The 12,409-nt window shown below is 61.1% G+C and carries 11 protein-coding genes; 5 read left to right on the forward strand and 6 right to left on the reverse strand.

Features of this window, described 5'->3' with window-relative positions:
- Nucleotides 1–26 precede the first annotated feature (26 nt).
- On the reverse strand, nt 27–362 hold the full coding sequence (locus tag T3A99_RS20075) for a lipoprotein (protein WP_047227691.1): 336 nt from the start codon (nt 360–362) through the stop codon (nt 27–29).
- A gap of 237 nt (nt 363–599) precedes the next feature.
- Here T3A99_RS20075 and T3A99_RS20080 point away from each other — a divergent pair, with 237 nt between their 5' ends.
- A complete protein-coding gene (locus T3A99_RS20080) occupies nt 600–1,256 on the forward strand; it encodes a polysaccharide lyase family 7 protein (RefSeq protein WP_047227751.1) in 657 nt (218 codons plus the stop codon).
- Between the two features lie 15 nt (nt 1,257–1,271).
- On the opposite strand, the gene T3A99_RS20085 is transcribed toward T3A99_RS20080, so the two are convergent.
- The 3 genes from T3A99_RS20085 to T3A99_RS20095 form a co-directional block, all read right to left on the reverse strand.
- Nucleotides 1,272–2,504, reverse strand: coding sequence for a nucleoside permease (locus T3A99_RS20085; RefSeq protein ID WP_139050634.1), 1,233 nt, complete (start codon nt 2,502–2,504; stop codon nt 1,272–1,274).
- Between the two features lie 194 nt (nt 2,505–2,698).
- Nucleotides 2,699–3,799 (reverse strand): sugar phosphate isomerase/epimerase family protein, encoded by a 1,101-nt coding sequence (locus T3A99_RS20090; RefSeq protein WP_416221561.1) that lies wholly within the window; start codon nt 3,797–3,799, stop codon nt 2,699–2,701.
- Nucleotides 3,796–4,962, reverse strand: coding sequence for a Gfo/Idh/MocA family protein (locus T3A99_RS20095; RefSeq protein ID WP_160892917.1), 1,167 nt, complete (start codon nt 4,960–4,962; stop codon nt 3,796–3,798). Before T3A99_RS20095 ends, T3A99_RS20090 begins: the two co-directional genes overlap by 4 nt.
- A 178-nt stretch (nt 4,963–5,140) precedes the next feature.
- On the opposite strand from T3A99_RS20095, the gene T3A99_RS20100 reads away from it, so the two are divergent.
- The 4 genes from T3A99_RS20100 to T3A99_RS20115 all read left to right on the forward strand — a co-directional run bounded on the left by T3A99_RS20100 (nt 5,141) and on the right by T3A99_RS20115 (nt 9,708).
- Nucleotides 5,141–6,160 carry a LacI family DNA-binding transcriptional regulator gene (locus tag T3A99_RS20100; protein WP_322834730.1) on the forward strand — a complete coding sequence of 340 codons (1,020 nt, stop codon included), beginning with the start codon at nt 5,141–5,143 and terminating at the stop codon, nt 6,158–6,160.
- A 112-nt stretch (nt 6,161–6,272) separates the two neighbouring features.
- Entirely contained in the window at nt 6,273–7,223 is a 951-nt protein-coding gene (locus T3A99_RS20105) for a TAXI family TRAP transporter solute-binding subunit (RefSeq protein ID WP_047227696.1), read from the forward strand.
- 80 nt (nt 7,224–7,303) lie between these two features.
- Nucleotides 7,304–9,331, forward strand: coding sequence for a TRAP transporter permease (locus tag T3A99_RS20110; RefSeq protein ID WP_322834731.1), 2,028 nt, complete (start codon nt 7,304–7,306; stop codon nt 9,329–9,331).
- Nucleotides 9,328–9,708 (forward strand): DUF1850 domain-containing protein, encoded by a 381-nt coding sequence (locus tag T3A99_RS20115; protein ID WP_107322309.1) that lies wholly within the window; start codon nt 9,328–9,330, stop codon nt 9,706–9,708. Before T3A99_RS20110 ends, T3A99_RS20115 begins: the two co-directional genes overlap by 4 nt.
- Nucleotides 9,709–9,822: 114 nt before the next feature.
- Here T3A99_RS20115 and T3A99_RS20120 read toward each other — a convergent pair whose 3' ends face one another.
- Entirely contained in the window at nt 9,823–10,914 is a 1,092-nt protein-coding gene (locus T3A99_RS20120; protein WP_047227698.1) for an SMP-30/gluconolactonase/LRE family protein, read from the reverse strand.
- A 97-nt stretch (nt 10,915–11,011) separates the two neighbouring features.
- Nucleotides 11,012–12,142, reverse strand: a complete 1,131-nt coding sequence (locus T3A99_RS20125; protein WP_188251548.1) for a sensor histidine kinase — start codon at nt 12,140–12,142, stop codon at nt 11,012–11,014.
- Between the last annotated feature and the right edge of the window lie 267 nt (nt 12,143–12,409).

The following is a 12,409-nucleotide window of genomic DNA, read 5'->3' on the forward strand; positions in this document are numbered from 1 at the left end:
ATCCCTCCCCCACAACAGCGTGAGTCTTACTGAACGGTTTTCAACTTGACCACATCACCGGACACCTTGGTGGTGTAACCGGTCAGGACCCAGGCCCAGAACCAGTCTTCCTGCACTTGGGTGTTGATCATGGCGTCGCCGCCCTTGGCCAGGATCGCGGCATTCTGAGCGCGCACGAAACGGTTGTTCTGGCGGATCGGGATCATGCCGAACAGCAGCAGGCCGGTGGCTTTCGCTTCACTGTGGCCGACCACGGTGTATTGGCTGCTGTCGTACTGCTTGGTTTTCATCGGGGTGCCGGTGCAACCCGCCAAGGCCAGGCCAACCAGTGCGCAGGCGACAATTTTGCTGAGGTGGTTCATTGAATACTCCATGAGAAAACGCCCGGGATCCATCTCTCGGGCGGCGCGTACTCTAACCGATCAGCGTCAAATTGACATCACTGCGCTCAACCGGCCGCAAGGCTCAGCGCAGAGCCATTCGTCAGTTGCCTCTGCAGCTAAACAGGCCCCCGTCGATACCATGGACACTGTGCCACGGAAGGTAATCTTGCCCATTCCGGCTGATGAGTAATGGCCGGTTCCGTCGGAGCATTGACCATGATCGATTTGACTGTCTGGAACATCACCCTGCCCGTGCAGACCCCGGCGCAAGTCGTGGCGACCAAGGCCATGCCGACGCTGCAGAACAAGTATTTCAACCGCTCCGGCGAGCGGATTGTCTTCTGGGCGCCGGTGACCGGCTCCCACACCGGTAAAAGTGACTACCCGCGCTCCGAATTGCGCGAAACCACCAAAGACGGCAAGTTGCGCAACTGGCGTTACAACAGCGGCGTCAATACCCTCAAAGGTACTTTGGCGGTGAACCAGGTCCCTTCCGAGGGCCGTGTAGTCGTGGCGCAGATCCACGCCAAGGATGCCCCTACGCCGCTGTTGAAACTGGTGTATCGCTACGCCAAGGGCACCGGCAACATCGATGTGGAATATCGGGTAAAACCCAAGGACAAGAAGAGCCCGGTGATCTATACCGTGCCAAAAGTGGCACTGAACAAAACCTTCAGCTACTCCCTGCAAATGGACAAGCAAGGCAAGCTCACGGTGCTGATCAACAACGTTGGCAAGCAGGTGAAGCTGGACCGCGCCTGGCATGGCTACAACTTTTACTTCAAGGCCGGCGTCTACACCCTGGACAACGTCGGTTCTTCCAGCGAAGGCGGGAAAGTGACCTACACCAAACTGGACGTCAGCCATAAATGACTGACGTCCAGCCCCTCAGGCCTTTGAAGCGGCCACGACCGCCTGCCGGCCGTTGAAGGTAAACAGGAAGCAGACGAACACCAGCAGCGCAAAACCGGCTGGGAACAACCAGATGCTCTTCCACTCGTGGCCGCCGTCCACGGCATAGTGATCGGTCACCTGCCCCGCCACCCAGAAGCCGATCAGCATGCCCACGCCATAGGTCGCCAACGTAATCAGCCCCTGGGCCGAGCTGCGAAAACGCTCCGGCGCCTTGGCATCGGTGTAGATCTGCCCCGAGACAAAAAAGAAGTCATAGCAGATGCCGTGCAGGGCGATACCGGTGAAGAGCATGAACGCCAGGTCGCCGTTATTGCCGTAGGCGAACAGCACGTAACGCAGCGCCCAGGCCAGCATGCCTACCAGCAGCGCCAACTTGATGCCGAAGCGCTGGATGAACAGCGGCAACAGCAACATGAACAGCACTTCGGAGACTTGCCCGATGGCCATTTTTGCCGTGGGGTTGGTCATGCCGGTTTCGGCCAGGAACGGGTTGGCGTTCTGGTAATAGAAGGCCAGGGGGATGCAGATCAGGATCGAGGCGATGAAGAACACCAGGTAGCTGCGATCCTTCAACAGGCCCAAGGCATCCAGGCCCAGCAGCTGTTTGACGCCACCTGCGCTCGCTTGCGCCTTGAGCGGTGCGGTGGCCGGCAACGTGAAGCTGTAGAGTCCCAAGACCAGCGAGGCGATGCCGGCCATCAGGAAAGTATTGCGCAAGCCGCCCGCCGAGATCGCTTCGCGCGAATCCCAGGCAAACACAAAGCTGATCACCACGCCGGCGACGATCCAGCCGATCGTGCCCCACACCCGGATACGGGAGAACTCCAGCGCCGGGTCGCGCATCTGGCGGAACGCCACGGAATTGACCAGGGCCAGGGTCGGCATGTAGATCACCATGTACGCCAGCACGTACGGGTAGAACACGCTGAAATCCGCCGCCGCATACAGCTGATACAACAACACCGCGCCCAACAGATGCAGCACCGCCAGGATGCGTTCGGCATTGAAGTAGCGGTCGGCGATCAGGCCGATCACGAAGGGGGCAATGATCGCTCCCCAGGACTGGGTGGAGAACGCCATGCCGATCTGCCCACCGCTGGCGCCCAGGGTGCTGGACAGAAAGGTCCCCAGGGTGACGAACCAGCCACCCCAGATAAAGAACTGCAGAAACATCATCACGCTCAAGCGTGCGTTCATCGTGGTCATGACAGTCACCGTTTTATTGTTGTTCTTGTGAAGAAAAATGCTCAGGAACGCTGTTGTGGCGAGCCGCTGTGGGAGCAAGGCTGGCCCGCGATGGCCGCGCCGCGGTCCAACCGTTGAACCGCGTTTTCGTTCATCGCGGGCCGGCCTTACTCCCACAATGAGTTTGCTCGCCATAGGGTTTTGAGTTGGGCCGGTTACCTCAACAGGCCCAATAACCGCCGGTTGGAATCTTCATCAGCCGTTACCCCGGCAAAATCGTCAAACGCCTTTCGGGTCTTGCTGATCATGTGTCGCTCAATGAACGCCGCGCCTTCTGCGGCGCCCTGTTGCGAGTCCTTCAGGCAACACTCCCACTCCAACACCGCCCAGCCGCTGAAATCGTATTGGGTCAGTTTGCTGAAGATCGATTTGAAATCGATCTGGCCATCGCCCAGCGAACGGAACCGCCCAGGACGATCAACCCAGCCCTGATAGCCGCCGTACACGCCGGAACGAGCGTCGGGCCGGAACTCGGCGTCCTTGACGTGGAACATGCGGATGCGCTCGTGATAGCGATCGATGAAGCCCAGGTAGTCCATCTGCTGCAGGAGCAGATGGCTGGGGTCGTAGAGGATCGCTGCCCGAGGGTGATGATCGACGGCCTGCAAAAAGCGCTCGAACGAGGCGCCGTCGTGCAGGTCTTCACCCGGATGGATCTCGTAGCACAGGTCCACGCCGGCTGCGTCGAAGCAGTCCAGAATGGGCAACCAGCGTCGGGCCAGTTCGGCGAATCCCTGCTCCACCAGGCCAGAGGGGCGTTGCGGCCACGGGTACAGGTACGGCCACAACAGCGCACCGGAAAACGTCGCATGGGCGGTGAGGCCCAGTCGCTGGCTGGCGCGGGCGGCGAGCTTCAATTGCTCTATCGCCCATTCGGTCCGCGCCTGGGGCTGACCGCGCAGATGGGCCGGGGCGAAGTCGTCGAACAGTGCGTCGAACGCCGGATGCACCGCCACCAACTGGCCTTGCAGGTGCGTCGACAACTCACTGATCTGGACACCGGCCTGGGCGCAAATGGCCTTGAGTTCGTCGCAGTATTCCTGGCTCTCGGCGGCGCGAGCCAGGTCGATGTATTGCGTGCCCGACGTCGGCAGCTGGATGGCCTTATAACCTTGTGCGGCCGCCCATTGAGCGATGTTCGCCAGGGTGTCGAACGGCGCGTCGGCGGACATGAACTGCGCCAGGAAAATACCCGGGCCACGCAGGCCTGTCGGTGTTTGAGCAATGGGTTTCACGGCGGGGCTCTCCTGATTCATTGTGTGCAGGCCAGTGCGGTCCACTTGGTATCGCCGCGATGGTTGGCGATGGCCGCTTCGATAAAGGCCATGCCCCGCAGACCGGTTTCGATGCCGGGTACGCCGGGGGCGTCTGGCCCTGGCGCGGCGGCCCGTATGGCACGGGCAAAATCGCCATAGAGGTTGGCCATGGCTTCCAGATAACCTTCAGGATGCCCGGCCGGCAGCCGCATCCGCTGGCGGGCGGCCTCACACAGCCAGGGCTGGCCCACACCGGACCGCAAGACTCGCAGGGGTTGGTCGAGGGGACGATGGATCAGGCTGGCCGGTTCTTCCTGGCGCCATTCCAAGCCACCCTTATCGCCATACAGGCGGATTTTCAGCGGGTTCTCTTCACCTGCGCAGACCTGACTGGCAATCAGCACGCCGCTGGCGCCACCGGCCATGCGCAACAGCATCGCCGCGTCGTCGTCCAGTTGCCGACCCGGGATGTGGGTGCCCAACGCCGCGCATATCTGCTCGATGGGTTGGTCGGCGACGAACTCCGCCAGGGAAAACGCATGGGTGCCGATGTCGCCAATGCAACCACCCAACCCTGACTGTTGAGGATCGTCGCGCCAGCCGGCCTGTTTGTTGCCTTGCCCGGCGACGTCCTGACTGAGCCAGCCCTGGGGGTATTCGACCAGCACTTTGCGCACCGCACCGATCACGCCGGTGCGCACCATCTCCCGGGCCTGCCAGACCATCGGATAACCCAGGTAGGTGTGAGCCAGGCCGTAGAGCCGGCCGCTGCTTTGAAGCACTTGCTTGAGGGCCAGCAACTCACGCAGGTTCATAGCGGCGGGCTTTTCACTGAACACATGAAAACCCGCCTTCAGCGCCTGGTTGGCGATGGGGGCGTGCAGATGATTGGGAGTGACGATGACCAGCAGTTCCATGCGCAAGTGGGCCGGCAGCGCCGCTTCGCTGTCGAGCATGCCTTGCCAATCGCTGTAGCAACGGGACGCGGCCAGCCCCAGGGCCGCGCCGGTCTGCTGATTGTTGTGCGCATCACGGCTGAACGCACCGCACACCAGTTCAAAACCACCGTCCAGACCCGCGGCCTGACGGTGGGCCTGGCCGATGAAAGCGCCCTCTCCACCGCCGACAAAGCCCATTCTTATTTTGGCTGCTACAGGATTCATCGCGACTCTCTTATGCTGGGACTGATGACGATGTAACCGGTTACATCATGGCGGAAATCTAGGCTCAGTTTTGCGGCATGTCAAACCCGTTGGCCCATGCATGAGCATTTGTGCGACGCGCAACCTGCGGTAAGCTCCCCAACCGTGCCGGCATTCCTGGCGCCGAATCGAGGTGATTTTGTCCAATATCCGTGAAGTGGCCCGGCTGGCCGGAGTTTCGGTGGCCACGGTTTCCAGAACGCTGAAATCTCCCGAACGGGTGCTGCCCCAGACTCGCGACAAGGTTAACGCGGCGGTGGAACAGGCCGGTTATCGGCCCAACCTGATGGCCGTGCAGTTTCGCTCCCGGCGAACCGGCAACCTGGTGATTCTGGTCCCGACCATCGCCAACACCTTTTTCGCCCGGGTCATCAGCGGGGCCCAACAGGCTGCGCAGGCGGCCGGTTATCGACTGCTGTTGTGCGACACCCAGGGTCGAGAAGAAATCGAGCGCGAATTTGCCGCCCTCGTCTACGCGCACCGGGCCGACGGGGTGATCCAGTTGCGCGCGAGCAACCCTTTCGAATCGCTTCCCGCGGGCGCCGAATCCTTGCCGCTGGTCAACGCCTGCGAAGTGGTCAAAGGCGCCCCCTACCCGACCATCAGCCTCGACAACCGGGCCGCCGCCCAGGCCATGACCGAACACCTGATCGGGCTCGGCCACCGGCGCATCGGCATCATCAAAGGGCCCCGAAGCAGTCCCCTGACCCTGGACCGCGTAGCCGGTTATCAGGATGCACTGCACCAGGCCGGTATCGCCGCCGACCCTGGCCTGATATGTCACGGCGACTTCACGTTGAAGGCCGGTTACGACGGGGCCGGCGCGATGCTGGAGCTGGCCGAGCGCCCCAGCGCGCTGTTTTGTGAAAACGACGAGATGGCCATTGGCGCGCTCAAGCGCATCAAGCAAATGGGGTTGCGGGTGCCCGAGGACATTTCACTGGTGGGTTTTGATGACATTCCTTTCGCCGCCTACTGTGATCCGCCGCTGACCACTCTCTCACAACCTGCCGAAACCTTCGGCCAGCGGGCGGTGCAAATGCTGATCGCCCTGATCGAGAAAACACCGCTTGCCGAACGGCATGTCGTGCTGCCGTTCGAGTTGACCGTGCGCGGCAGCAGCGCTGCGCCAGGCCCGGCGTTTAACAAAGATGCTTGAAAAAAACGACGCCCGTCACCTTTTGATGCGCTATTGACTCGCCACCTGCCGGTCCGTTTCGACTACAGTGGCACTACTCTGCATAAAGCCATAACAAGACGGAGAGTTTCCCATGCGAGTCAACAAGCGCTTCACCCTTCTGGCCGCCGCGGCAGCACTGGTGGTCACGACCACAGCCCAGGCAGCACCGGTGTACATCAACATCCTGACGGGGGGCACCAGCGGGGTTTATTACCCGATCGGGGTCGGCCTGTCGCAGATTTACAGCAACGGGATCGAAGGCTCCAAGACGTCGGTACAGGCCACCAAGGCCTCGGTGGAAAACCTCAACCTGCTGCAGGCCGGTCGTGGTGAGCTGGCGCTGGCGCTGGGCGACTCGGTGGCGGACGCCAAGAACGGCGTGGAAGATGCCGGTTTCAAAGCCCCTCTGACCAAACTGCGGGCCATCGCCGGCGCCTACCCCAACTACATCCAGATCGTTGCCAGCCAGGAGTCGGGTATCAAGACCCTGGCCGACCTCAAGGGTAAATCCATCTCCGTGGGGGCGGCCAAATCCGGTACCGAGCTCAACGCGCGGGCCATCCTCAAGGCCGCAGGGTTGAGCTACAGCGACATGAAGGTCCAGTACCTGCCGTTCGCCGAATCGGTAGACCTGATCAAGAACCGTCAACTGGATGCCACGCTCCAGTCCTCCGGGCTTGGGATGGCGGCCATTCGTGACCTGGCCTCGACCATGGCGCTCAACTACGTGTCGATCCCGGCAGACGTGGTGGCGAAGATCGGCAACCCGGCCTACCAGAGCGCAAATATCCCGGCCAATACCTACGACGGCCAGGCCGAAGCCGTGCCGACCGTGGCCATCACCAACATCCTGGTTACCCGCGCGGACGTCTCGGACGAGGTGGCCTACCAGATGACCAAGCTGATGTTCGATAACCTCACCCGCCTGGGCAACGCCCATTCGGCGGCCAAGGACATCAAGCTGGAAAATGCCGCGAAGAACCTGCCTATCCCGCTGCATCCCGGTGCCGAGCGCTACTACAAGGAAGTCGGCGCGCTGTAGACCGACCCGGTGCAGCGGCGATGATCGCCGTTGCACCCTTCTGGTTCGCACCTTCGATGTAGACAAGAGGCTTTCAGTTAATGAGTGAAATTCAGCACGGTCTTCCCTCCGACCCACGAGACTGGCCCAAGACGCTGTTCTACGTGGCCCTGCTGTTTTCTGTATTCCAGATCATCACCGCCGCCTTCTCCCCCATTTCCAGCCAGGTGCTGCGTGCCGTGCACGTGGGTTTCCTGTTGTGGGTGGTGTTCCTCAGTTACCCCGCCTATGGCGCAAGCCGCCCCTGGCAACCTCTGGCATGGCTGTTGTCCCTGGCCGGCGTGGCCACGGCGGCGTATCAGTGGGTGTTCGAAGCCGACCTGATCCAGCGGTCCGGTGACCTGACGTCCGCGGACCTCATCATCGGTATCGTTTTGATCGTGCTGGTGTTCGAAGCGGCCCGACGGGTGATGGGGATTGCCCTGCCGCTGATTTGCGGGCTGTTCCTGGCCTATGGGCTGTTCGGTGAATACTTGCCAGGCGACCTGTCCCATCGCGGCTACGGCTTCGATCAGATCGTCAATCAGTTATCCTTCGGCACCGAAGGCCTGTATGGCACGCCCACCTACGTATCGGCCACCTACATTTTCCTGTTCATTCTGTTCGGTTCCTTTCTTGAAAAGGCCGGAATGATCAAGCTGTTCACCGATTTCGCCATGGGCCTGTTCGGCCACAAGCTCGGCGGCCCGGCCAAAGTGGCGGTTGCCTCCTCTGCCTTGATGGGCACCATTACCGGTTCGGGCATCGCCAACGTGGTGACCACAGGGCAATTCACCATCCCGCTGATGAAACGCTTCGGCTACAAGGCCGCGTTTGCCGGCGGCGTGGAAGCCACCTCGAGCATGGGCAGTCAGTTGATGCCGCCGATCATGGGCGCCGTGGCGTTCATCATGGCCGAGACCATCAACGTGCCATTTGTTGAAATCGCCAAAGCGGCGTTGATTCCCGCGTGCCTGTACTTCGGCTCGGTGTTCTGGATGGTTCACCTGGAAGCCAAGCGCTCCAACCTCAAGGGCTTGCCCAAAGACCAATGCCCCAGCGCGCTGGGCGCCGTCAAAGAGAACTGGTACCTGCTGATCCCACTCGCCGTGCTGATCTACCTGCTGTTCTCCGGTCGCACGCCGCTCTTTTCCGGCATGGTCGGACTGGCACTCACTGCCATCGTGATTCTCGGCTCGGCGATCATTTTGCGGGTGTCGAGCTTTGCAATGCGCTGCGCTTTCTGGATCGCCCTGGGCATCTTGTGCGTGGGCTTTTTCCAGTTAGGCATTGGCGTCATATTTGCGGTGATCGCAGTGTTGGTGGCGATCTGCTGGTTCATCAAAGGCGCACGGGAAACCCTGACGGTTTGCCTGCACGCACTGGTGGACGGCGCGCGGCATGCGGTGCCGGTGGGGATTGCCTGCGCCCTGGTGGGGATCATCATCGGCGTGGTGTCGTTGACCGGTGTGGCGTCAACCTTCGCCGGCTACATCCTGGCCATCGGCAAGGACAACCTGCTGCTGTCGCTGATCCTGACCATGCTCACCTGCCTGGTGCTGGGCATGGGCATCCCGACCATTCCCAATTACATCATCACCAGTTCGATCGCCGCGCCCGCCCTGCTGGAACTGGGCGTGCCACTGATCGTGTCGCACATGTTCGTGTTCTATTTCGGCATCCTCGCCGACCTGACGCCACCGGTCGCGCTGGCCTGCTTCGCCGCTGCGCCCATTGCCAGGGAAACGGGGCTGAAAATCAGCTTCTGGGCGGTGCGCATCGCCCTTGCCGGTTTTGTCATTCCATTCATGGCGGTCTATAACCCGGCGCTGATGCTCCAGGGCGACAGCCTATGGATGACTGCTTACATGCTGATCAAGACGATGCTCGCGGTCGGGCTGTGGGGCATGGCGTCCACCGGCTACCTGCAACAGAAAATGCCGATCTGGGAACGCCTGATGTGCTTTGCCGCCGGGGCTTTGCTGGTCGTGGCGCTGCCGCTGACCGATGAGATCGGCTTCGTGTTGGGGGCTCTGCTGATCTTTCAACACGTGTGGCGCTCGCGGCGTACCGGACGGGCCTTGGCGTGATCGGTTTGTGCCTGGGCCTGGCCGGTGCGGTCTGGGCCCAGCTTCCTGTCACTGATTTCACCCTGGCGTGGAATCACACCATCGAGAAAATCCGCTGGGAGGAAGATTACCGCGTGACTGAACAAGGCCTGGTTCTGGGCGAAGCCAGGGTCAAGGGCAACGGCGCCGGCATGGAAGTTCCGGACGGTGCCCGGTTGAAAAACGGCAGCTGGCACTATCAGCGCCAGTTGCCGCCCCTGCAACCGCTGAAACTGGGGCGAACACCCGAAGCGGGTGATTACCAGTTGTGCGTCGACGGGGCTTGCCAGCCGATGAGCCACTGGCTCGGGCCGCCCAAGGCAAGTCAGCCAACGGTGGAATTGTGGAGTTGCGGATAACCAGGTCCCCTGGTCCAAACAGAACTCTGTGGCGAGGTTTTTTTGTGGGAGCAAGCCTTGCTCCCACAACTGCCCCCTCACCACAATCAAACCCAGGGTCTGAAGGTCAGTCACTCACGCAAACGTCGCCCCACGGGTATTCACAAACAGTGCATACAACGAGTGGCTGCCGGCCATGAACAGGCGATTACCCTCCCGTCCGCCGAAGCAGACGTTAGGGCAACGCTCCGGCAGGGAGATGTGGCCGATAGCCTTGCCCTCGGGGTTGAACACTCGCACACCGTCGAGCTTTTCCAGGTCGGCCTTGGGATCGCCATTCCCGCCCCACCCGCACCAGAGGTTGCCACTCTCGTCGCATTTGAGCCCATCGATGGCCGCGTAATCCAAGCCTTCGATGTGCTTGCGCCGTTCGCCCAGGGTGCCATCGTCCTTGACCGTGATCGCCCACACCAGGCGGTTCGGCTTGGCCCGGCCTTCGACCACGTAGAGGATCTTCTCGTCTGGCGAAAAGCACAGGCCGTTGGGCCCTGCCATGTCGTCGATCACTCGCGTGACCTTGCCGGTTTCACCGTCGATGCGATACACCGCGTGGGGCTGGGCAGGGGCGACTTTATGCCCTTCGTAGTTGTTGCCGGTCTGGAACGGTGGATCGGTGAACCAGACAGAACCGTCGCGCTTGCACACGATGTCGTTGGGCGAGTTGAAAGGCTTGCCCTCGAAACTGTCCGCCAGCACGGTGATGGTGCCGTTGTGCTCGGTGCGGGTGACGCGCCGGCCTTCAGTCGACGTGGTGGAGCCTTCGCAGACCAGCAAGCGCCCTTGGCGATCGCGGCACAGGCCGTTGGAAAAGTTGGAGTTCTCGCGGTAAACCGACAGGCTGTCGGTGACTTCATCCCAGCGCATGATGCGGTTGTTGGGAATGTCACTGACCAGCAAATAACGACCGTCGCCCACCCACACCGGCCCTTCCGCCCAGCGCAGGCCACTGGCGAGCTTTTCAACACTGGCGTTGAACAGCCGCAGGTCCATGAAGCTGGGGTCGAGGATCTTGATCAGTGGGTCAGGGTAGCGCTGGCTCAAGGGTTCTGCCTGAGTCAGCCCGGGCAGGTTGCCCAGGGTTGCGGCGGCGGCCGAAACCACCAAGGATTTTTTCAGGAATACCCGGCGGCCCTGATGGGCAGTCGTTGCAGGTTGCGAAGCATCCATCGTGCGTCTCCGTTAATTATTATTGGACGGCGACGACAGTTTTACTCCGTGATAGGACATCGTACAAGTATGCGCTCTGCCCTGCGCAAGAAAAAATTCAGTTGCCGTGGAGCGGGATCCGTACGGTGAAGGTGGTGCCCGATCTGGCCTTGGAATGAACCTCGATAGTGCCCTTATGGGCGGATACGATGGCGGACGCGATGTGCAGGCCCAGCCCGAGCCCAGCCGCAGAGCCATACTGCATGTCACCGCTGCGCAATTGCCGGACCATCGGGTTGAAGATGCTGGCAATGGCGTCCTTCTCGATAAGCTTGCCCTGGTTGTTGATGGCAATCACCGCCGTATCCTCTTCGGTACTCAACGAAACAGTAATCGGCGCACCCTCGCTGCCATGCTGGACGGCATTGCCAATCAGGTTGGCGAACACTTGCTCCATACGCGCCTGGTCAAACAGGCCTTCAAGGGCGCCCGTCGTTTCAAAGATGATTCTGCTTTCCGGATGATAGGCCCGCGCCTCTTCCACCATGCCCTCGCAGGCCGCTACCAGGTCACCGTTGAAGCGCTGCACCGGAATGCCCGCCCCCAGTTGGGTACGGGTAAAGTCCAGCAGATCGCCGACAATCTTGTTGGCCCGTTTGACGCTGGTGTAGATGCGCGAAGAGATCTTGGTGGCTTTGGCGGGCAAGTCGCCTGCCCGCAGCAGCACTTCGGAACTCAGCAGGATCGCGCCCAGGGGGCTGCGCAAGTCATGCCCCAGGATCCCGAGGAAGATATTGCGGCCCGCATCGACGGCGCCCGAATAGCTGACCACGGACTCCGCCAGGGCCTGGTCTACGGCCTCGTTGAAGCGGATCACGTCGGACACCACTTGCTCGTGGTCCAGTTGGGTCTGCGGCATCCAGAGCATCAGCACGCTGGTGCGCAGCGCCCGGTATTCCGAAACCATCTGCTCCACCGTAAACCCCGAGGACTGGCGAATGACCGCATGGGTTTCGGCTGCAGTTTCAGCCTCTGCCGCCGGCGCATCGCCCTGGGACTTGGCGATCTGCTCCTTGACGGTTTGCGAAGTGCGCAGGTCAGCGGCAATGGTGCGCAGCATCTGCTCGGCGTGATCGCGCAGAGCCACCGAATCCATGCCATGGGAGGCGGGTGTGATGGTTTTGGCGAAGTCTTCCCACGCCTGAAGAATCGGCTCGATATTGTCGAGGATGAAATCAGCCAGGCGCATGGGTTGCTCCGCACAAAGGGATTATCGAGGGTCAGTGACGCAACAACGCATGGGCTGCCGGCCTCGGTTCCATTGTTGTACAGCAAACCGAGGGGGCTTTGTGATTCATCGTGGCGCGCGCGCAGCTGACGCCACACCGCGTAGGCGCTTGAATGAACAGCCTTGCGCCAAAATAGGGCACTTGTCTCTTGCAACGCTATACGGTACAAATCCCTTTTGATGTTGTACGACAACCCATAACTATATTAGCCGTTCCGAAGCGTCTTG

The sequence above is a fragment of the Pseudomonas sp. N-137 genome (genome assembly GCF_034555295.1).
In the GTDB taxonomy this organism is placed as follows: domain Bacteria; phylum Pseudomonadota; class Gammaproteobacteria; order Pseudomonadales; family Pseudomonadaceae; genus Aquipseudomonas; species Aquipseudomonas rhizophila.

Excerpts from the sequence above, each read along its gene's own strand:
- T3A99_RS20075 (WP_047227691.1), bottom strand. The coding sequence starts at position 362 with ATGAACCACCTCAGCAAAATTGTCGCCTGCGCACTGGTTGGCCTGGCC.
- T3A99_RS20080 (WP_047227751.1), top strand. The coding sequence starts at position 600 with ATGATCGATTTGACTGTCTGGAACATCACCCTGCCCGTGCAGACCCCG.
- T3A99_RS20085 (WP_139050634.1), bottom strand. The coding sequence starts at position 2,504 with ATGACCACGATGAACGCACGCTTGAGCGTGATGATGTTTCTGCAGTTC.
- T3A99_RS20090 (WP_416221561.1), bottom strand. The coding sequence starts at position 3,799 with ATGAATCAGGAGAGCCCCGCCGTGAAACCCATTGCTCAAACACCGACA.
- T3A99_RS20095 (WP_160892917.1), bottom strand. The coding sequence starts at position 4,962 with ATGAATCCTGTAGCAGCCAAAATAAGAATGGGCTTTGTCGGCGGTGGA.
- T3A99_RS20105 (WP_047227696.1), top strand. The coding sequence starts at position 6,273 with ATGCGAGTCAACAAGCGCTTCACCCTTCTGGCCGCCGCGGCAGCACTG.
- T3A99_RS20110 (WP_322834731.1), top strand. The coding sequence starts at position 7,304 with ATGAGTGAAATTCAGCACGGTCTTCCCTCCGACCCACGAGACTGGCCC.
- T3A99_RS20120 (WP_047227698.1), bottom strand. The coding sequence starts at position 10,914 with ATGGATGCTTCGCAACCTGCAACGACTGCCCATCAGGGCCGCCGGGTA.
- T3A99_RS20125 (WP_188251548.1), bottom strand. The coding sequence starts at position 12,142 with ATGCGCCTGGCTGATTTCATCCTCGACAATATCGAGCCGATTCTTCAG.